The 19346-nt window shown below is 67.2% G+C and carries 17 protein-coding genes; 8 read left to right on the top strand and 9 right to left on the bottom strand.

Annotated features, from left to right (window positions below; genetic code table 11):
- Positions 1 to 214: 214 nt before the first annotated feature.
- Positions 215 to 832, bottom strand: a complete 618-nt coding sequence (locus FOJ82_RS16860) for a CatB-related O-acetyltransferase (protein ID WP_143937523.1) — start codon at positions 830 to 832, stop codon at positions 215 to 217.
- The gene (locus FOJ82_RS05765) at positions 829 to 2094 is read right to left on the bottom strand and encodes a Coenzyme F420 hydrogenase/dehydrogenase, beta subunit C-terminal domain (RefSeq protein ID WP_143937522.1); all 1266 of its coding nucleotides are present in this window, start codon (positions 2092 to 2094) and stop codon (positions 829 to 831) included. The genes FOJ82_RS16860 and FOJ82_RS05765 overlap by 4 nt, the downstream gene beginning before the upstream one ends.
- 123 nt (positions 2095 to 2217) lie before the next feature.
- Here FOJ82_RS05765 and FOJ82_RS05760 point away from each other — a divergent pair, with 123 nt between their 5' ends.
- The gene (locus tag FOJ82_RS05760; protein ID WP_143937521.1) at positions 2218 to 3054 is read left to right on the top strand and encodes a glycosyltransferase family 2 protein; all 837 of its coding nucleotides are present in this window, start codon (positions 2218 to 2220) and stop codon (positions 3052 to 3054) included.
- Positions 3055 to 3153: 99 nt separating this feature from the next.
- Positions 3154 to 3846, top strand: a complete 693-nt coding sequence (locus FOJ82_RS05755) for an insulinase family protein (protein WP_143937520.1) — start codon at positions 3154 to 3156, stop codon at positions 3844 to 3846.
- A 43-nt stretch (positions 3847 to 3889) separates the two neighbouring features.
- On the opposite strand, the gene FOJ82_RS05750 is transcribed toward FOJ82_RS05755, so the two are convergent.
- A complete protein-coding gene (locus tag FOJ82_RS05750; protein ID WP_143937519.1) occupies positions 3890 to 5224 on the bottom strand; it encodes a glycosyltransferase family 4 protein in 1335 nt (444 codons plus the stop codon).
- 265 nt (positions 5225 to 5489) lie between these two features.
- Here FOJ82_RS05750 and FOJ82_RS05745 point away from each other — a divergent pair, with 265 nt between their 5' ends.
- The 5 genes from FOJ82_RS05745 to FOJ82_RS05725 all read left to right on the top strand — a co-directional run bounded on the left by FOJ82_RS05745 (position 5490) and on the right by FOJ82_RS05725 (position 11503).
- Positions 5490 to 6842, top strand: a complete 1353-nt coding sequence (locus FOJ82_RS05745) for a sugar transferase (protein WP_221933048.1) — start codon at positions 5490 to 5492, stop codon at positions 6840 to 6842.
- Between the two features lie 204 nt (positions 6843 to 7046).
- Positions 7047 to 7496: a DUF3151 domain-containing protein gene (locus FOJ82_RS05740; protein WP_143937518.1), complete on the top strand. Its 450-nt coding sequence runs from the start codon at positions 7047 to 7049 to the stop codon at positions 7494 to 7496.
- A 78-nt stretch (positions 7497 to 7574) separates the two neighbouring features.
- Complete coding sequence (gene typA, locus FOJ82_RS05735) at positions 7575 to 9434, top strand: translational GTPase TypA (protein WP_143937517.1); 1860 nt, start codon at positions 7575 to 7577, stop codon at positions 9432 to 9434.
- 30 nt (positions 9435 to 9464) lie between these two features.
- Positions 9465 to 10916: a purine-cytosine permease family protein gene (locus FOJ82_RS05730; protein ID WP_143937516.1), complete on the top strand. Its 1452-nt coding sequence runs from the start codon at positions 9465 to 9467 to the stop codon at positions 10914 to 10916.
- Between the two features lie 14 nt (positions 10917 to 10930).
- Positions 10931 to 11503: a cysteine hydrolase family protein gene (locus FOJ82_RS05725; RefSeq protein WP_221933065.1), complete on the top strand. Its 573-nt coding sequence runs from the start codon at positions 10931 to 10933 to the stop codon at positions 11501 to 11503.
- Here FOJ82_RS05725 and FOJ82_RS05720 read toward each other — a convergent pair.
- From FOJ82_RS05720 to FOJ82_RS05695, 6 genes are all read right to left on the bottom strand, one after another.
- Positions 11497 to 12012, bottom strand: coding sequence for a mycothiol transferase (locus FOJ82_RS05720; protein WP_143937515.1), 516 nt, complete (start codon positions 12010 to 12012; stop codon positions 11497 to 11499). The two genes, FOJ82_RS05725 and FOJ82_RS05720, sit on opposite strands and share 7 nt — an antisense overlap.
- Before the next feature lie 17 nt (positions 12013 to 12029).
- Positions 12030 to 13028 carry a LacI family DNA-binding transcriptional regulator gene (locus tag FOJ82_RS05715; RefSeq protein ID WP_143937514.1) on the bottom strand — a complete coding sequence of 333 codons (999 nt, stop codon included), beginning with the start codon at positions 13026 to 13028 and terminating at the stop codon, positions 12030 to 12032.
- Between the two features lie 81 nt (positions 13029 to 13109).
- Positions 13110 to 14528, bottom strand: a complete 1419-nt coding sequence (uxaC, locus tag FOJ82_RS05710) for a glucuronate isomerase (protein ID WP_143937513.1) — start codon at positions 14526 to 14528, stop codon at positions 13110 to 13112.
- Between the two features lie 85 nt (positions 14529 to 14613).
- Positions 14614 to 15993, bottom strand: coding sequence for an ABC transporter substrate-binding protein (locus FOJ82_RS05705; protein WP_143937512.1), 1380 nt, complete (start codon positions 15991 to 15993; stop codon positions 14614 to 14616).
- 109 nt (positions 15994 to 16102) lie between these two features.
- Positions 16103 to 17029 (bottom strand): carbohydrate ABC transporter permease, encoded by a 927-nt coding sequence (locus tag FOJ82_RS05700; RefSeq protein ID WP_143937511.1) that lies wholly within the window; start codon positions 17027 to 17029, stop codon positions 16103 to 16105.
- Positions 17022 to 17957 (bottom strand): carbohydrate ABC transporter permease, encoded by a 936-nt coding sequence (locus FOJ82_RS05695; RefSeq protein WP_143937510.1) that lies wholly within the window; start codon positions 17955 to 17957, stop codon positions 17022 to 17024. The genes FOJ82_RS05700 and FOJ82_RS05695 overlap by 8 nt, the downstream gene beginning before the upstream one ends.
- 242 nt (positions 17958 to 18199) lie before the next feature.
- Here FOJ82_RS05695 and FOJ82_RS05690 point away from each other — a divergent pair, with 242 nt between their 5' ends.
- The gene (locus tag FOJ82_RS05690) at positions 18200 to 19306 is read left to right on the top strand and encodes a Gfo/Idh/MocA family protein (protein WP_246099775.1); all 1107 of its coding nucleotides are present in this window, start codon (positions 18200 to 18202) and stop codon (positions 19304 to 19306) included.
- Positions 19307 to 19346: the final 40 nt, after the last annotated feature.

Genomic DNA, 19346 nt, shown 5'->3' with positions numbered 1-19346 from the left:
ACCGCGCCGTCACGCCGGAATACGCCTTGGACCTCCCCTGGAACCCCATAAGTCTCCGATGCGCTGCCCCATGCCCCCACTACGTCCCCCTCCGTACAACACGGACCGTATGCCCACCATGTTACGGGTTGTCCACCCCAGTTCTCAGGCGTGCCGCTGATTTGGTGTTTGTGATGCGCGAGAACTGCCGCCTGGCATCGTCAGGTGTCAGCGATCACGCAATTCCCATGTGTGGGGTCATCATCGCGGCAGGGTCCAACTCCTCGAGGTCCTTCTCCCACCAGCGTTCAGCCAGCAGTCTCGTGATCGTCTCCTCGTCAAAGCGGTAGCGAACCACTCTTCCGGGGTTCCCGACCACGACTGCGTATGGCGGGACATCCTTGAACACCACTGCTCCCGCACCGATGACCGCACCGTCCCCAATTTCATTCACCGAACTGTGGATGATCGAGTTGTAGCCCATCCAGACGTCGTTGCCAATCCTCAGTGGACTGTACGACAGCTCATCCGAAACCAGACCTAGCCGCGGATTGAAGAAATACCCGTGCATCGACTTTCGCCCCGTCGGATGGTCCAGAGTCGCCGCAAAGGCTCCCCGAGCGATTGAGGAGTACCGTCCTATCGTCGTCTTGGGGCCGAAAGCGTACAGCTCGAAACAGCCACCGTGAGAGTACATACCAACGTCGACGTCATGGAACCGCCGGAAGATCTCACGCAGGGTTTTGGACGTCATCTCGCCGCCCTCCAGAGCACGACAGATACGCACCACCAGACGCCTCACAGACCGTCGCCGGACTGCGTACACTCGCACCAACACCCTGTTGTAGCTCACTGCGCCTCCTTCTCCTCCTCTTGCTCAGGGCGCCGGTAGCCCCTCATGACAGCCCGGCTTAAGGTGCCCAAGAACTCGCGAACAAACTTGAGCGGGCCAATCGACAGACTCGCCCTCCAGAGCCTGAACCCTGGGTAGGACGGGACCGGCAATCCCATGAGCCGCAGTGCGGCAAGTCGAGGGGTGATCAGCTCTCGCCGGGCGACAAGCCCCTGCGCATCCACAACTTTCTGCACGTCGCTCGGGGCAAGGGTCAGGTACCCGGCAGCCTCTGCTTGCAACACCGTTCGCCGTCCCAGTTCGGTCCGCGCAAGCACCAAGGAGACACCGTCCCCACCCTCCGCCTTTCTGTGCCAAGCATCGCCGCCTGTGATGTCAGAAAGTTCACCAAGTCCATCGGGGCACATGTGGCAGCGCAGCTGACGATGTTGCCGTGCCAGCATTCCCCATGACTCCTCGTAGCTAAGGGAACCGTGCTCGCCCGCACTGTCCCGGACACGGAACCGGCCCGGCCAACCGTCTCCCCTGTACTTGATGGACTCGATGCTGGAAGGATCATGAAATCCTAGGTGTTCGGCCACATGCAGGGTGCCGGCAGATGCTGGCGTACCCGCACAGAAGAAACTGAGCACCAGCCCAAGATTTCGGTCAAGCTGAGGGCGGGTCCGGCGGAGCTCCCGCACTGCTGCGACGTCACAGGGCTTTCCGATGAACACGCATGGTCGGTCGCTGGCCTCGATCTCCCGCAGCGCCTCGACCGGAGATGAGGGGGCGTAGCGCGAACCACTATTCCCCAGGATGCCTGCACGGTCGGAGCTGACGACGGTCGAGTTGGTCCAAGGCTCGGCCTTCTCCATGCCGGTGTGGACCACCAGACGCATCCCCAACTGCTCCACGCAATACGTCGCCAGAGCCGAGATGATTCCACCCGAGGAAGCACCTCTTCGGGTCTCGGCGTCTGAAGCCCATCCCTCCCACACTTCCTTGACCGGGCCCACAAGTAGCTCGGCGCTGTTGCTGGGCGCAACCTTCTCCCCAGGAGAGCGGACGGCTGCGCCGGGACAGACCGAGTAGATCTGGTCCTTGACCATGATGGGCAGCGCCCTGACCCCGACGGGGCGACGCCCGATGTGTGGAAGGTCAACCATCTCTACCTCGTCAGCGAGGTAGGCACAAGCACCGCAACCAGCGCACATCCTGCCGTCCAGAACACGATCAAGCGGATGTTCGGGAACCTGCGATCCCATTGCCCTCATTGACATGCCCTACCTCCCCCGTGGCTGTGCGCAAACAACTATAGGGCGCCAGGCACAGGTTGATGCTGCTACTGACAATTCCGGGCCGCACACCATAGAATCTCTCCCGCGACAACTTGAGGGGGGCCTGTGGTCAGTGTCATCATCGCCGCACACAACGAAGCCGCTGTGCTCGGAAGAACCCTCGACACCCTGCTGGCCGACGCACCCGGTGCGCAGGTCATCGTCGTCGCGAACGGCTGCTCCGACGACACTTCAGGAGTCGCCCGTTCCAGATCTGGAGTGGACGTGATCCGGGTTTCCCCGGGCAGCAAACCGCTCGCCCTGAACACAGGCGACATCGCGGCTGACTCATTCCCGAGGATTTTCCTGGACGCCGACATATCCGTACCCAAGGGCACAGTCGATCGCCTGGTCACGGCACTTGAAACGCCAGGGATCATGGCGGCAGGCCCCTCGCGAAAACTCAACGTTAGTGGCCGACCTTGGCCGGTGGCGTCGCACGCCGCGATCCACAGTCGGCTCCCCGCCTTTCGACAAGGGCTCTTCGGCCGCGGGATGATTGCCATCTCCGAAGAAGGTCGAGCCCGATTCGAGGAGTTCCCGAACATGGTGGCCGATGACCTTTTCCTAGACTCCCTATTCGCACCACACGAGAAGATCTTGGTTGAAGAATCGCGAGTCGTGGTGGAGGCCCCCGCCACCACCAAGGATCTGGTGCGTCGCCTTGTCCGTGTCCGCCGTGGATCCACGGCCATGCGGCGAGCGGGCCGACAGGGCCTCCTCCCCATTCGACCCCGGCCTTCCGACGCCTGGTCTTGGATACGTGATGTAGTGGCCAAGGACGCGAAGCTGCTTCCGGCGGGAGTCGTCTATGCGGCGCTCACCGCTTACTCTGGCATTCTGGCCTCTCACGGCCCGGTAGACTCGATGGACTGGGGACGGGGCGAGTCGGCCCGACCATGACTCATCTGCAAGTCCACGGCCGCGAGGAACCGACTGCTAATCTGTGTACGATCCGTCATTGCAGCGAGGCGAGGGGACGCAGTGGATTTGCTCAGTGCCGTGAAGGTGCTCCTGCGACGTTGGTTGGTCATCCTCATCGGATTGCTCCTGACAGGTGGAGCAGTGGGTTACCTGATGGTGTCGACGCCGCCCAGCTACGTCGTCAGTTCGCGTCTCCTCCTTCTCCTACCCAACGACGCTCGTGGACCCGACGCCATCGGGAGCCCTTTCCTGTACTTGCCGAGCGGTCTTCAGGTCCTCGCTGGGCTGATCGCCGGCACGCCGGCCACCCTTGCCTTCCAGACGGCCAAGGCAGAGGAGGGTCTTGGCTCGTCGGTCGAGGTTGCTGCCGATCGCGACGCTCCGATGCTCACCGTTCAGGTCAGTGGTACTGATCCGCGGGACGTCCTCGACACGCGCGACTGGGTTCTGTCACTCCTCCAAACAGAGCTGCGGCGACTCCAAGAAGAAGAGGGAGCCCCGAACTCACAAATCGCACATGCACGGGTGTTCGCATCCGAGAACGTGCCCACGTCTGAAGGCAATCCTTGGCTTCGCCCAGCGCTGGTCGTGGTTGCTGCTGGCGGCGTGGTCACTCTCCTGGCAGCGTTTGCTGTCGATTCACTGGTCCGGCGACGCGCCGGTATCCGAGCCGCACGCCGCACCGATGCAGCATCGGACCCTTCGGAGGAAGGGACCCCCAACGAGGTGGAGCCCACTCACCGGGCCGAGAGCGACTCACCTGATTCCTGAGTTCAGCTACTCTTCAGCGCTTGCCGGCGATCTGGAAGCTCACTCAAGAACGCCGCGCCAAGACGTAGCGTTCGAACTCTGCCTCATCATCGAGCGGAACGTAGGTCCTGCCCCACTCGTCGCTGCCCCCAGCTTCAGGGGCGGCATCGCGTTCCCCCAACGGCGGGCGCCCGAGCACCTGGTCGAAGACGTCCCCGAACACCTTGGCCTGTCCTGCCCAGTCGAAGAGCTCGACCACGCGTTCGCGAGCAAGCCGCGACATCTCCGCGCGGCGCGTCGGGTCGTCGATCAGCTTCTCCACCTCGTCGGCCATGGCGCCGATGTCCCCGGATACGACGTAGCTGATCGCGTCGCCACCGGTCACCCTGGTCTCGGCCAGGTCGAAGGACACCGACGGCAGCGCATAGGCCATGTACTCCAGGCTCTTGTTCATGGTGGACAGGTCGTTGAGCGGCGTCTTCAGGTCGGGGCACACCCCGATGTGGGAACGGCTCATGTGCTCGGCGATCTCGCGCTTGTCGACGCGGCCGGTGAAGGTGACGATGTCGTCGAGCCCCTGCCGGGTGCACTGCCGCTTGAGGTCCTCCAGGCAGTCCCCGAAGCCCATCAGCGTGGCACGCACGTCGGTGCGGCCGCGGCGACGCAGCTCGGCCACGAGGTCCAGCACTTGGTCCACGCCGTCCTGCGGGCCCATGATGCCGATGTAGGCGAGCATTGTGATGCCCTCGGGCACGGGTTCGGACGGGTAGATGGGGCGCATGCGCGTCGTGTCGGGCCCGCTGCGCACGACGTCGACGTCGCGGGGCTCGCGCTTGCCGCGCCGGATGGCGACGGCCCGGTAGGAGTCGTTGGTGGAAATGACTCGGTGGGCCGCCCGGAATGTCATGCGCTCCAACCACTTGAGGCCCTCGAACTGCAGCCGCTGCCCGCGGGACTTCGGCTCCCCGAACCGACTGAGGAAGAGTTCGGGGTTGAGGTCGTGGTGGTCGAACACGAACCTGACGCCTCGGATCCGCCACAGCAGCGCCAGCAGCCAGTAGGTGTCCGGTGGGTTGCAGGCCTGGATGACGTGGAACCGGCCGCCCTCCCGCCAGGCGACGAGGCTGAGCCAGGCGGTGCGCAGCCAGCTGTAGCCGAACTCCAGCGCATAACCGGCCAGGCCTTTCGCCTCCGGGGCGGGGCGGTACTTGTAGATCCGGGCCCCGTCGATCTGCTCGCGGGAGGGGTCCCCCGGCCCTTTGGGACAGATCAGGCTGACCCGGTACCCCCTTGCGAGGAGCTCGTGGAACTCCAGGAGCACCCGGCGATCCACCTGGATCGGAAGGTTCTGGACGATGACGAGGACATGAGGGTCGCTTCCCCCGGTCGAGCGGCTCATGGGTGGCAGTCTAGGGCTCGAAACGCGTTCGTCTAGGGTCTTGCGCCAACCTCGGTTCCGCGCAATACTTGGGCCACTAATGAAAACCACCCGTCCACTCTTGGGCGGGTTCCATATCAGGACATGATCAATCGGGGGATAAATCATGACCGTCATTCGGACGTTAGAGCATGCTCTGCCATGGCAGGCAACCACCACCAAATCCTCGGCGCGCAGCGCGCGCTGGGTGCTGGCATCGAGCACTCAACGCGCGTTCCTGCTAGCCGTGGACCTTCTGATGATCGGCGCCGGGTTCGGCGCGGCCATCGCTTGGGGCGCCGCTCGTGATCTCATTCAGTACACGCCATCGTTGGCGCTGGTCAGCATCGGCCTGACGCTGGGTTGGATGACCACACTGGCCCTGACCGGGACCTACTCATTGCGCGACCTGCGTGCGGGCTCCATGGAGTACAAGCGGGCCATCAACGCCACCGCGTGGGCGGCCGGCAGCTTCGGCGTCGCCTGCTTCCTGCTCAACTACTCCTACCCGCGCACGATGTTCGTCGTGTGGATTGGAGTGGGTGTCGTGGGGCTGTGCGTGGCACGCTTCCTGCGCCGCCGCCTGATGCACCGCCTGCACGCCATGGAGATGTTCCAGACACCGGTGCTCGTTGTGGGAGCCGACCACCACGTCGACGAGATCGCGTTGGTGCTGGGCCGCGAGCGCTGGATGGGCTACAAGATGGTGGGCGCCGTCACCAGGGAGCGCCTGCAGGCCACCGCCATCGGCCTGCCCGTCCTCGGGCAGATCGAGGACGTCGACGACATCATCGCCCAACACGGAATCAAGGTGGTCATCTTCGCGGAGGGCTCCTTCGACTGCCCGGGCGACTTCCGTCGCCTCGCCTGGCGCCTGGAGGACTCCCAGGTACAGATGATCGTGGCACCGACGATGGCCGACGTGAGCGCCGAACGCCTGGAGTTCCGGCCGGTGGCCGGCCTCCCGCTCGTGGACGTGGCACGTCCCCGGGCGATCAACTCGCTGCGCTGGATCAAGCGGGCCGCTGACATCACCGGCGCCGCCCTCCTGCTGCTCCTGGCCTCGCCGGTCCTGCTCGCCACCGCCATCGCGGTCAAGCTCGAGGACGGCGGGCCGGTCATCTTCCGGCAGCGTCGCGTGGGGCTGAAGGGCGAGGAGTTCGACTGCCTGAAGTTCCGCAGCATGTGCACCGACGCCGAGGCGAAGCTCGCAGAGCTGCAGGCCAAGAATGAGGCCGCGGGTGTGCTGTTCAAGATGGCCGACGACCCACGCATCACGAAGGTCGGCAAGTTCATCCGACGCTTCTCCATCGATGAGTTGCCCCAGCTGTGGAATGCGCTGCGTGGGGACATGAGCCTCGTCGGTCCCCGCCCGGCACTGCCGCGGGAGGTCGCGCAGTACGACTTCGACACCCGCCGCCGCCTCCAGGTCCGGCCGGGCCTGACCGGTCTGTGGCAGGTCTCGGGACGCTCGCGCCTGTCCTGGGAGGACACGGTCAGGCTGGACCTCTACTACGTGGACAACTGGTCGGTGGTGCAGGACCTGATGATCCTGGCCAAGACTGCCCGCGCCGTCGTGGGTTCCTCCGGGGCCTACTGACCGGGTCCGACCCGAGGGATTCCGGGAACCCCTCGGCGAGGTTCGGCCATCGGACCCGAGCAGTCACACAACTGGACCCCCCGGCCTGGGATCGGTGCCACGGACACAGTCTGCGACACCGATTCTGGGTGTCGGGGGGTCTTCGGCGTGCCGCAGCCGGTACGGCTTCGGGCTTCCAGCCGCCGCACGGCTAGGCTGGTGGGCATGGAGACGCACCCCAACCTGATGGCAGCCGCCGTCGTCGTGGAACTGCCGCAGGACCCGGCGTTGGCAGAGATCACCCGGTCCGACCGCGACCACTTCCTGGAGGTCGTGAAGCGGCACCCGGCCTCGTCGCTGTGTTGGGCACTGCTGGCCGAGACGTGCCTGCGCACCGAGGACCTGGGCTCCACCGTCGCCGCCTACGCCTACGCCAGGACCGGCTACCACCGCGGCCTCGACCTCCTGCGCCGCAGCGGCTGGAAGGGCTCCGGGCAGATCCCGTGGGAGCACGAGCCCAACCGCGGCTTCCTCCGCGCGGTCCACGCCCTCGGGATGGCCGCCGGCAGACTGGGCGAGAGCGAGGAGGAGGCACGCTGCGCCCAGTTCCTGCGGGACTCCTCCGAAACGGCCCACCAGGTGCTCAACGGCTCCCCCGAGCCGACCGAGGGCTGATCCCGGCCCTCGTCGATGCGGGGATGGGGACGCAGTTGCCGTAAACTCCCACCGTTGTCCATCTCGAGGAGCCACCGCATGCCCATCCGCAACGACCTGCGCAATGTCGCAATCGTCGCCCACGTCGACCACGGCAAGACCACAATGGTCGATGCCATGCTCTGGCAGTCGGGTGCCTTCCGGGAGGGCTCGGACGTGAACAACCGGGTAATGGACTCCATGGACCTGGAGCGCGAGAAGGGCATCACCATCCTCGCGAAGAACACCGCCGTCAAGCACATGCGCCCGAGCGGCGAGGCCGTGACGATCAACATCATCGACACCCCCGGGCACGCCGACTTCGGCGGCGAGGTGGAGCGCGGCCTGGAGATGGTCGACGGCGTGATCCTGCTCGTCGACTCCTCCGAGGGCCCCCTCCCCCAGACCCGCTTCGTGCTGCGCAAGGCCCTGGCCAAGAAGCTGCCGCTGATCGTGGTCATCAACAAGGTGGACCGCCCCGACGCCCGCATCGACCACGTCGTCGAGGCCACCTACGACCTGTTCATGGACCTCCTCGACGACGATGCCGGCGACGCCCTCGACTTCCCCATCGTGTACGCCTCGGCCAAGGCCGGCCGCGCCTCGCTCACCCAGCCCGCCGACGGCGAGATGCCCGACTCCGAGAACCTGATGCCGCTGTTCGACACGATCATGTCGCACGTCCCGGCGCCCAGCTACGAGGAGGGCGGCACCCTCCAGGCGCACGTCACCAACCTCGACGCCTCCCCCTACCTCGGCCGCCTGGCGCTGCTGCGCGTCGTCGCCGGTGAGCTGCGCCGCGGCCAGCAGGTGGCCTGGTGCAAGCAGGACGGCACCATCCAGAACGTCAAGCTCACGGAGCTGCTGCGCACCGAGGCACTGGACCGCGTCCCGGCCGAGAGCGCCGGCCCGGGAGACATCGTCGCCATCGCAGGCATCCCCGAGATCACCATCGGCGAGACGCTCTCCGACCCCGACAACCCGAAGCCGCTGCCCCTGATCCACGTGGACCACCCGTCCATCTCGATGACCATCGGCATCAACACCTCCCCGCTGGCCGGCAAGTCCGGCAAGAACCTGACTGCGCGCCTCCTGAAGGCCCGCCTGGACCAGGAACTGATCGGCAACGTGTCGATCCGGGTGAACCAGACCGAGCGTCCGGACACCTGGGAGGTGCAGGGCCGTGGCGAACTGCAGCTCGCGATCCTCGTCGAGATGATGCGGCGCGAGAGCTTCGAGCTCACCGTCGGCAAGCCGCAGGTGGTCACCCGCCTGATCGACGGCAAGGTGCACGAGCCCATCGAGCGGCTCGTCATCGACATCCCCGAGGAGTTCGTCGGCACCGTCACCCAGCTGATGGGCCTGCGCCGTGGCCGGATGGAGCAGATGGTCAACCACGGCACCGGCTGGGTGCGGCTGGAGTTCATCGTCCCCGCCCGCGGCCTGATCGGGTTCCGCACCGAGTTCCTCACGGAGACCCGCGGCACCGGCATCATGAACCACGTCGCCGAGGGCTACGCCCCCTGGGCCGGGGACTTCCGGACCCGCCCGACCGGCTCGCTGGTGGCCGACAGGATCGGCACGGTCACGTCGTTCGCCCTGTTCAACCTGCAGGAGCGCGGCAGCATGTTCGTCGGACCCGGCGCCGAGGTCTACGAGGGCATGATCGTCGGCGAGAACCCGCGCGCCGAGGACATGGACGTCAACCCCACCAAGGAGAAGAAACTCACCAACGTCCGCTCCGCAACGGGCGACGAGTTGGAGAGGCTGATCCCCGCCAAGAACCTCTCCATGGAGCAGGCCCTGGAGTTCTGCGCCGCCGACGAGTGCCTCGAGGTCACCCCGGACATCGTGCGGATCCGCAAGGTCATCCTGTCCCAGACCGACCGGGCCAAGGCAAAGCGCGCGGCCAAGCACTGATCCAAGTCCCTGTCCTGCAAGGATGGGGCCATGTCACAGCAGACCACTGAGGCGCCGGGCCTGATCGAGCGCGCCGGCATCGAGATCATTCCTGAGTCCCAGCGCACCGCGCAGCCCAGGGACCTGTTCTGGCCGTGGTTCGCAGCCAACGTGTCCGTGTTCGGCATGTCCTACGGGTCCTGGGTGCTCGGGTTCGGGATCTCCTTCTGGCAGGCAACGCTGGTCTCCGTCATCGGGATCGTCATCTCGTTCTTCCTGTGCGGCCTGATCGCCATCGCCGGCAAGCGCGGGTCGGCGCCCACCATGGTGCTGTCCCGGGCCGCGTTCGGGGTGCAGGGCCAGAAGGTCCCCGGCGTCGTGTCGTGGCTGACCTCCATCGGCTGGGAGACTTTCCTGGCGATCATGGCGGTGCTGGCCACCGCCACCGTGATCACCCGGCTCGGCGGCGACGGCGAGAGCGTCGCCCTGCGGGTGGTGGCCACGGTCATCGTCGCCGTGCTCATCGTGGCGGCCTCCGTGCTGGGCTACCACACCATCATGAAGATGCAGTCCGTGCTCACCTGGCTCACGGGTGCCGTCACGATCGTCTACGTCATCCTCACCATCCCCCACATCGACTTCGCCGCGGTGGCAGCGGTGCCGGACGGCAGCCTCGGACAGGTGATCGGCGCGCTGGTCATGGTCATGACCGGCTTCGGGCTGGGCTGGATCAACATCGCGGCCGACTGGTCGCGCTACCAGAAGCGCACCGCCTCCGACGGCGCCATCGTCGCCTGGAACACCATCGGCGGATCGCTGGCCCCCGTGATCCTGGTGATCTTCGGAACGCTGCTCGCAGGCTCCGACCCCGCCCTGTTCGACGCCGTCGCCGCCGACCCGATCGGCGCACTGGCGAACCTGCTGCCGGTGTGGGTGCTCGTCCCGTTCCTCGTGACCGCGGTACTCGCGCTGGTCTCCGGTGCGGTGCTGGGCATCTACTCCTCAGGCCTGACCCTGCTGAGCCTCGGGATCCGGATCCCCCGTCCGACAGCGGCTGCGATCGACGGTGCGATCCTGACGGTCGGCACCATCTGGGTGGTCTTCTTCGCCACGGACTTCCTGGGACCGTTCCAGAGCTTCCTGATCACCCTCGGTGTGCCCCTCGCGTCGTGGGCGGGCATCCTGATCGCCGACATCCTGCGCCGCCGCAAGGACTACGACGAGGACGCCCTGTTCGACTCCTCCGGTCGCTACGGGGCCTGGGACTGGACCTCCATCACCACCATGGTGGTGGCCTCGGCCATCGGCTGGGGCCTGGTGATCAACCAGTTCGCCGACGCGGCGCCGTGGAACAACTGGCAGGGCTACCTGCTGTTCCTGGTGGGGGGCCGGGAGGGCGACTGGGCCTACGCCAACCTCGGCGTCTTCGTCTCCCTGGTGTTGTCCTTCGTGGTCGCCTGGATCGCCCGTGCCGGCAGGATCAGGCAACAGGAGGGCGAGTGAGGCTCGCGGACCCTTTGGGTGAGCCGTGGCTGGTGGTCATCGACCCGCAGACGATCTTCGCCTCACCGCATTCGGACTGGGGTTCGCCCTTCTTCGCCGGGGCGATGGCCAACATCCGTGCCCTGGCAGCCGCTTTCGGGCAGCGGGTGCTGGTGACACGTTGGTTGCCGACGGCGGACCGCTCCACGTCCTGGGGTGACTACTTCCGGGCCTGGCCGTTCGCCGACCAGCCGCCGACGGACGAACTGTTCGACCTCGTGCCGGAGGCCGTCGGCCTCAGCCGGCACGCGACCCTCGACGCCCCGACCTTCGGCAAGTGGGAGGAGCTCGAGAAGCTCCTCGGGCGGGGCGCCGACGTCGTGCTGACCGGAGTGTCGACGGACTGCTGCGTGCTCTCCACCGCGCTGGCTGCCGCCGATGCGGGGGCGCGAGTCACCGTCGTGGCCGACGCCTGCGCGGGCTCCACGGCCGAGAACCACGCCGCGGCGCTCCACGTACTGGGGCTGTACCCGCCGCAGGTCACGGTCAGCGACACGGCAGCGGTGCTGTCGAGCATCCCGCGTCGGCGGGGCACCGACCCTCAGTAGCCGACTCGCCAGCCCTCCACCACGCCGCGGGCGTATGCAGCCTGCGCGACATGGGCGACGGCGTCGTCGATGGTGCTGATGATGCGCACACCGCGCGTGACGTGCGGCGTCCAGTTCGTGTCCACCACGTCGTCGAGGTCGCCCTCCGACAGTGCTCCGACGTAGGCGGCGACGGCGTCGAACACCGCCTCCAGGTAGGCCAACAGCTGCGCCGGGTCCGCGATCCGCAGTTCCGCGACCTCGTCGGGCGAGTCACCGAAGCCGATGTCCCCCGGGCCGCGGGAGACCCCGAGCCGCGAGGCCCAGCCGTCCTCCCAGACCTGCGGTTCGCCCCTGAGGTGCGCGATCTGGGAGTCCTGCTGGCGCGCCGCGTGCCAGACCAGCCAGGCGATGGAGTTGCCGCCGCCGGGCATGGCGTGCAGGGTCTCCTGCGAGATGTCGGCCAGGACGGCCCTTGCTGATTCCAGGGGGCGGCGCGCGGCGTCGGTGAGCAGTTCTCGTTGGTGCATGTCCCCAATCGTGCCACTCAGCGGATCGCGCGCGTTGAGTCCCTGACCTGGAGACGGGGCTGGTGGAGCACGTCGGGGGCCGGCGGCTCGCCGTTCATGACGGCGTAGAGCCGCCGCCAGGCCTCCTCCCCCACCAGTTCGTAGGGCACGGACGCGGTCGTCAGCGACGGCGTGTTGTACGCCGCGAAGGGGATGTCGTCGAAGCCGGTGACCGACAGGTCGTCGGGCACCCTGAGCCCAAGTTCGCGGACCCGCTGGACCAGACCGACGGCGACGAGGTCGTTGAACGCCAGCGCGGCGGTCACGTCCGCCTCCAGCACCGCGTCGGCGGCCTCGCTTCCGGACTGCGCGGTCACGCCGCCCACCAACCGCGTGACCGTCGCGTCCGGGTGCCTGGCCTCGAACGTCGCGAGCCCCTGCAGGCGGCGCTGGTTGGACATGCTGCCCTCCACGCCGGCCAGGTAGGCGAAGCGGCGGTGTCCCAGGCGGTGGAGGTGCTCGGCGATGTTCAGGATGCCCTTGGCGTAGTCGATCGAGATCGACGGCACCGGCACGCCCGGCGAGGTGCGGTTGACCAGCACCACCGGCTGCACTTCCTTCAGGACGGCGGCCAGGCGCTCCTCCGTCATGCGTGGGGCGCACAGCACGAGGGCGTCACAGCGTCGCCGGGTGTCGACCGCAAGCAGCGGCTCGTCCTCGGAGGACTCGGCCGAATCGGCGATCAGGACCCGGTGGCCGTCCGCGGCGGCGGCCTTGCTGAGCCCGGCGAGGACCTGCTGGAAGGCGGGGTTGCCCAGGTCGGGCACCAGGAACGCGACCGACCCGGTCTGCCCCAGCGCCAGCGAGCGCGCCAGGTGGTTGGGCGAGTAGCCGAGGTCCGCCGCCACCTGGCGCACCCGCTCGGCCACCTCCTGGGCGCCGGTGAAGCGTCCGTTCATGATGCGCGAGACGGTCGCCGGCGACACGCCTGCCTGGCGGGCCACCTCGGCGTTGGTCGCCACCACACGTCGGGTCATTTCCCCGCCTATCCGATGATTGGTTCCGGTTGGATGAGTGTCAGGTTGCGTCGAGCAGGCTACACCGTTGCGTAAGCGCTTTCAGTCGCTGCCGACGAGATTGAAGGCCCGGCGTGGCTGTCGCACCACCAGGTCGTGTGCGGTGTCCATCGCCTCGTCCATCGTGAGGCGGTGCTCGGCCACCAGCCGGGCGAGGTAGCCGGAGTCGAGCCGGCGCGCCATGTCGTGGCGCGCGGGGATCGAGAGCAGGGCGCGGGTGTCGTCGATCATGCCGGAGGTCTTGCCGAAGCCGCACGACTCCGTGACCGCCGCGCGGTAGCGGGTCACGCCGTCCGGGGTGTCCAGGAACCACCACGGGGCGCCGGCGTAGATGCTCGGGTAGAAGCTGGCCAGCGGGCCGATCTCGCGGGAGAAGGTGGTCTCGTCCATCGTGAACAGGACGAGCTTGAACCCGGGGTTGGTGCCGAACGCGTCGAGCAGTGGCTGCAGCGCGGCCACGTACTCGGTCACGAACGGGAAGTCCGCGCCGACATCCGCGCCGAAGCGATGGTGGGTCTCGGTGTGGTGGTTGCGCCACGCACCCGGGTGCAGCGTCATGACGAGTCCGTCCTCGGAGGCCATCCTCGCCTGCTCGAACAGGAATCCGCGGCGCAACCGTTCGGCCTCCGGCGTGCTGATCTGGCCGGAGCGGGCCCGGGAGTAGAGCTTCTCGGCCTCGGCGGCGGTCAGGTTCACGGTTCCCGCGTCGAGGTGGGCGTGGTCGGTGGAGACCGCGCCGTTGTCCTTGAAGAAGCCACGCCGGGCCTCCATCGCCGCGACCCACCCGGCGTAGGTGTCGACGCCGGTCCCGGCGCACTCCCCCAGCCGGTCGACGTCCCGGTTCCAGTCCGGGCGCACCACCTCGAGGTACTTGTCCGGCCGGAACGTCGGCACGACGGCGCCGTCCCAGTCGGGGTCCTGGCGAATGCGGCGGTGGTGCTCGAGGTCGTCACAGGGGTCGTCGGTGGTGGCGATGAACTCGATGTTGAAGCGGTCGTGCAGCGCGCGGGCGCGGAAGGCCGGGGTCGCCAGCAACGCGTCGATGCGGTCGTAGAGCTCGTCCGCACTGGCCTCGCTCGGCTCGAGTTCCAACCCGAACACGCCCACGAGTTGCTCCTCGAACCAGTACTTCATGGGCGTGCCGCGGAACTCCTTCCAGTGGCTGCAGAAGGTACGGAACGCGGCGCGGGCCTCCTCGTCGGTGAAGTCCTCACGCCCGACGCCGAGGCTCTCGAGTGGCACGCCGTGCGAGTGCAGCAGGCGGTTGATGTAGTGGTCCGGGGTCAGCAGCAGCGCGGTGGGGTTGTCGAAGCGGACGTCGTCGGCGAACCACTGCGGCGGCACGTGTCCGTGGGGGGAGGTGATGGGGAGCTCGGCGACCGCGCGGTAGAGCTCGCGTGCGACGTCGCGCAGCGCCGGGTCTCCCGGTAGCAGGCGGTCGGGGTGGACGGAGATGGTCATGGGTTCCTTCGACGGTGGCTCGGCTCGTGGGGCTTGCGGGGACGGGCCGGGAGCGCAATGGCTCCCGGCCCGTCACTGCACGCGGTCAGTCGCCGGTGATGGCGGAGGCTTCCTCGATGAAGCGCTCCGCACCCTCCTGGGGTGTGATCTGGCCGAACAGGACCTCCTCGTTGATGCGCTGGAGGAGGCTGTTGACCTCACCGGCGCCACGGGGCGGCGTGTTCGCGGAGTCGAGGATGTCGGCGGAGACGTCCTCGACGAACTGGGCCGCCTGCTGGTCGGCCTCGCCCAGCTGGTCCATGATGTGGGCACGGACATCCAGGTTCGCCGGGAGGCCACGGTCGGAGAGGATGATCTCGCCCGCCTCGGGGCTGTTCAGCATCCAGTCCAGGAAGAGTGCCGCTTCCTCCGGGTACTCCGACGAGGCGGACATGGACAGCGCCATGGCCGGCTTCAGGAACAGGCCCTGGCGCTCGAACTGGGACTCACCCGGGTAGCGCAGCAGCTGGAGCTCGTGCCCCGCGGCGCTCGTGATCGCCTCGAGCTGGTTGCTCCAGAACGGGGAAATCGCCCCGCGTCCCGTGGCGACGAGCGACTGCTCGGGCCCGGCGGCGTTGATCTCGAGGCCCTGGCTGACCTCGGGGGCGCCCCCGGCCTCGATCAGGTCAAGGGTGACCTGCCAGCGAGCAGCCATGGTCTCGGGGTCGAAGCCGATCTCGCCCGAGGGATCCCAAAGGTCCTGGCCGTGCTGGCGCGCCCAGACTGTGAGCTCGACGGACTCCGGGATGCCGAAGTCCTGGGCGCCGTAGACGCCGTCCTCGGTGTTGGCGGAGATCTGGCTCATGATCTCGTTGTAGTCGTCCCACGTCCAGGTCTTGTCGTCGGGCATCTCGACGCCCGCCGCGGCGAAGACCTCCGGATCGGCCATCATGACGCGAACGTTGACGCCGGTCGCGATGCCCCAGAGGCCGTCGCTGAACTCGCCGCTGCCCAGGATCGACGGGTCGATCTTGGAGGTGTCGACGTCGAAGTCGTTCAGGTTGGCCAGGATGCCACGGTCGGCGTACTCGCGCAGGTAGCGCTCCTCCTGCATCATCACGTCGGGGGTGTCGCCGGCGGCGGTCTGCGTGGCGAGCTTGTCCCAGTAGCCGCCCCAGTCGGTGTAGTCGGGCACGACGGTGATGTTCGGGTGCTCGGCCTCGAAGGCGTCGATCAGCTGCTGGTTCATCTGGTGGCGGGAGTCGGAACCCCACCAGGCGAAGCGGATGGTGGCCTCACCGGGCTCTCCACCCCCGTCGCCCTCGGTGGCGGGGGGCTGATCGGTCTCGGTTTCCTGGGCGGTCTGCACAGGGGCGGTCGTCTCTTCGTCCTCGGCGAGGTTGTCCGCCTGGCCGCAGGCCGTGAGGGCGAGGGTGGATGCGGCGAGCAACGCTGCCATCCGCTTCCAGGGTGTCCTGCTGGTCATGTCTGTTCCTTCATCTCTCGGTGTTCGGCAGCGGTGCTACCGGCTCGACCCTCGGCGGGAGCGAGACTTGGACTGGGTTCGTAGGGACAGGGTCGGGTGGTTGGGGGCATCACTTGAGTCCGGTGGTTGCGATCCCTCGCACGAGGTAGCGCTGGCCGAACAGGAAGACCAGGAACAGCGGGATGAGCGAGACGATCGACATCGCGAACATCGCGCCCCACGAGCTCTGGCCGGTGGAGTCCAGGAACGAACGCAGCGCGATGGGCACCGTGTACATGTCCGGCTTGGTCAGGAAGATCAACTGGCTGAAGAAGTCGTTCCAGGTCCAGATGAACGTGAAGATCGCGGTGGTGGCGAGCGCGGGCGTGGCCAGCGGCAGCATCACCTGGAAGAAGATGCGCAGGTGGTTCGCGCCGTCGATGGTGGCGGCCTCGTCAAGTTCCCTGGGGACGCCCCGGAAGAACTGCACGAGCAGGAACACGAAGAACGCGTCGGTGGCCAGCAGCTTGGGCACGATGAGCGGTGCGAAGGTGTTGATCCAGCCGAGCTCGGAGAACAGGATGTACTGCGGGACGATGATCACGTGGATGGGCAGCATGATCGACATCAGCATGATCGCGAACCACAGGTTGCGCAGCCGGAACTTGAGCCGGGCAAACGCGTAGGCCGCCAAGGTGCACGAGACGAGGTTGCCCAGCACCGCCCCGAGCACCACAAGGAACGAGTTGGCCAGGTAGTGGCTGAAGGGGTGCAGCAGCGCGTTCCAGCCCTGCGTGTAGTTCTCGAGGCTGACCTCGGAGGGGATCAGCCAGGGCTCGCGGAAGATCAGGGCGTCGGGCTTGATCGAGCTGGCCACCATCCACAGCAGCGGGTAGAGCATCACGAAGGCGGCCAGGACGAGCCCGACGTGCTTCGCGACGCCGCGGACGCGGTGCCAGCGCATGGAGCGGCGGCGACGGGCCTCCGAGCTGGGCTGCGGCTCCTGGAAGAGCGGTTCGACTTCGGCCGACTGCGGCGCGTGCTTGAGGTCAGTCATTGTAGAACACCCAGTACTTGGAGAGCAGGAAGTTGGCGGCGGTCATGCCGGCGATGATCACCAGCAGCAGCCAGGCCATCGCGGAGGCGTAGCCCATGTTCAGGTTGCCGAAGCCCTCCTGGTAGAGGTACAGCGTGTAGAACAGCGTCGAGTCAACTGGGCCGCCGGTGCCGTTCGAGACGATGTAGGACTGCGTGAACGTCTGGAAGGCGTTGATGACCTGCAGGACGAGGTTGAAGAAGATGATCGGTGACAGCAGCGGCAGGGTGATGGTGAAGAACTGCTGCAGCTTGCTGGCGCCGTCGAGTGAGGCGGCCTCGTAGTACATGGTGGGGATCTGGCGCAGGCCGGCCAGGAAGATCACCATCGGGGAGCCGAAGGTCCACACGTTCAGGACCATCAGCGTCCCGAGTGCGTAGTCCGGGTGGGAGATCCACCCCGGCCCGTCGATCCCGATGACTGCCAGGAGCTGGTTCACGAGCCCGTCCGCCCCGAAGATCTGGCGCCACAGGATCGCGATCGCGACGGAGGAGCCGAGCAGGGAGGGCAGGTAGAACGCGGACCGGTAGATGGCCAGCCCTCGCAGTCCGCGGTCCAGCAGCAGCGCGAGCCCGAGTGCGGCCATCAGCTGCAGCGGCACGGAGACGATCACGTAGGTGAACGTGACAACCAGCGACTTGCGCAGCCGCCTGTCACCGAACATCTCGACGTAGTTCTCGAGGCCGATGAAGTTCGCGTTGGACAGCAGGTCGTAGTCGGTCAGCGACAGGTAGAGCGAGGCCAGCAGCGGTCCCGCGACGATGAGCACGAGCCCGACGAACCAGGGCGCCAGGAAGAACAGCGCCCACTTGCCGTCGTGGCGCTGCGAGGGGCCCCGGTCGAGAGACTTCGACTTGCGGAGGCTGCCCAGTTCACTGAGAACGGACATGGCGTCCCCGTTCCTGCCTCGGATGGGTGGATGGCTGCTTCACTTCTCTCCTCGGGTGATCCTCGTCGACGTCCCAGAGCTTCCAGCGACACTGCTGTTAGCGCTTTCTCCGACTGCTACGCTGACCCCTGTCCATCTGATCAGACCAAATCGACAGGTTTCGGGAAACCGCTTTCAACATGAGTGAGACTAGCACCCGGCGAAACGGTTCGCCACCCCCGTCAGCCAGCAGCGTTGCACTGGTGGGCGTGAACGGGTTCGGCCTGCAACACCTGTTGGCGCTGCAACCCCTCCTCCGCGCCGGGCGTTGCCGGCTCGTGGCCGTAGCCGACCCCTCGCCACCCACCGGCAGGTCGGAGGAACTGGTGGGCACGACCCCACGGTTCGCCTCGCTCGAGGACCTGCTCGCCGACGACGTCCCGGACGTTGTCATCATCTCCACGCCACTGCATACCCACCGCGGCCTCGCCGAGCTGGCCCTGCGCGCCGGCAGCAACGTGCTCCTGGAGAAGCCGCCGACCGTGTCGCTGGCGGAGTTCTCCGAACTGTGCGAAGTGGTCCGGGAGACCGGGCGAACCGTCCAGGTGGGCTTCCAGAGCCTCGGGTCGTCGTCCTACGCCGTGATCGACCGGGCCATCGCGGCGGGCGAGATCGGAGAGGTCACCGGCATCGGCGTCGTCGGTACCTGGCTGCGGGCCACCTCCTACTACGAGCGCTCCACCTGGGCCGGTCGGCGGACGTTCCGCGGGCTGCCAGTGGTGGACGGAGTGGTGACAAACCCCTTGTCACACGCGATCGCGACCGCCCTGCGCATCGACGGGTCGCGCCGGAGCGAGGACGTCTCGGAGGTCTCGCTCGACCTGTACCGCGCCCACGACATCGAGGCCGACGACACCTCCTCGGTGGCGGTCACCACCGCGCGCGGGACCCGGATCGCGGCGGGCCTGACGCTGTGCGCGGCGGAGCAGACCCAGCCCCGCGTGGTCGTGCACGGCTCGTCGGGGTCCATCACGTTCTACTACAAGCTGGACGTGGTGGAGGTCGCCAACGCCGCCGGCACCCGCCGCATCGAGTGCAGCACCACGCCCCTGTTGCAGAACCTGCTGGACCACGTCGCCGACCCCGAGACGGCACTGCTCAGCTCACTGGAGGACTCCGGCGCCTTCATGCGGGTGCTGGAGGCGGTGCGCACGGCACCGGACCCCACGCCCATCGGGGACCGGCACGTCGAGTGGCGCACCGACTCCGCCGGCCGCCACCCCGTGGTCCATGAGGTTGAGCATTGGTGCGAGCAGGTGGCGTCGCAACTGCGTTCCTTCACCGACCTCGGCGCTCCCTGGGCGCGTTGACCATCCGAGGGCAGCGCCTGGAGAATGCGCTTTCAGCCAG

Source organism: Tessaracoccus rhinocerotis, from assembly GCF_007197885.1.
Lineage (GTDB): Bacteria > Actinomycetota > Actinomycetes > Propionibacteriales > Propionibacteriaceae > Arachnia > Arachnia rhinocerotis.
The sequence above is the reverse complement of the archived record's forward strand: the minus strand, read 5'-3'. Positions and strand labels throughout refer to the sequence as shown.

Excerpts from the sequence above, each read along its gene's own strand:
- FOJ82_RS05765 (WP_143937522.1), bottom strand. The coding sequence starts at position 2,094 with ATGTCAATGAGGGCAATGGGATCGCAGGTTCCCGAACATCCGCTTGAT.
- FOJ82_RS05750 (WP_143937519.1), bottom strand. The coding sequence starts at position 5,224 with ATGAGCCGCTCGACCGGGGGAAGCGACCCTCATGTCCTCGTCATCGTC.
- FOJ82_RS05740 (WP_143937518.1), top strand. The coding sequence starts at position 7,047 with ATGGAGACGCACCCCAACCTGATGGCAGCCGCCGTCGTCGTGGAACTG.
- typA (WP_143937517.1), top strand. The coding sequence starts at position 7,575 with ATGCCCATCCGCAACGACCTGCGCAATGTCGCAATCGTCGCCCACGTC.
- FOJ82_RS05730 (WP_143937516.1), top strand. The coding sequence starts at position 9,465 with ATGTCACAGCAGACCACTGAGGCGCCGGGCCTGATCGAGCGCGCCGGC.
- FOJ82_RS05720 (WP_143937515.1), bottom strand. The coding sequence starts at position 12,012 with ATGCACCAACGAGAACTGCTCACCGACGCCGCGCGCCGCCCCCTGGAA.
- FOJ82_RS05715 (WP_143937514.1), bottom strand. The coding sequence starts at position 13,028 with ATGACCCGACGTGTGGTGGCGACCAACGCCGAGGTGGCCCGCCAGGCA.
- uxaC (WP_143937513.1), bottom strand. The coding sequence starts at position 14,528 with ATGACCATCTCCGTCCACCCCGACCGCCTGCTACCGGGAGACCCGGCG.
- FOJ82_RS05705 (WP_143937512.1), bottom strand. The coding sequence starts at position 15,993 with ATGACCAGCAGGACACCCTGGAAGCGGATGGCAGCGTTGCTCGCCGCA.
- FOJ82_RS05700 (WP_143937511.1), bottom strand. The coding sequence starts at position 17,029 with ATGACTGACCTCAAGCACGCGCCGCAGTCGGCCGAAGTCGAACCGCTC.
- FOJ82_RS05695 (WP_143937510.1), bottom strand. The coding sequence starts at position 17,957 with ATGTCCGTTCTCAGTGAACTGGGCAGCCTCCGCAAGTCGAAGTCTCTC.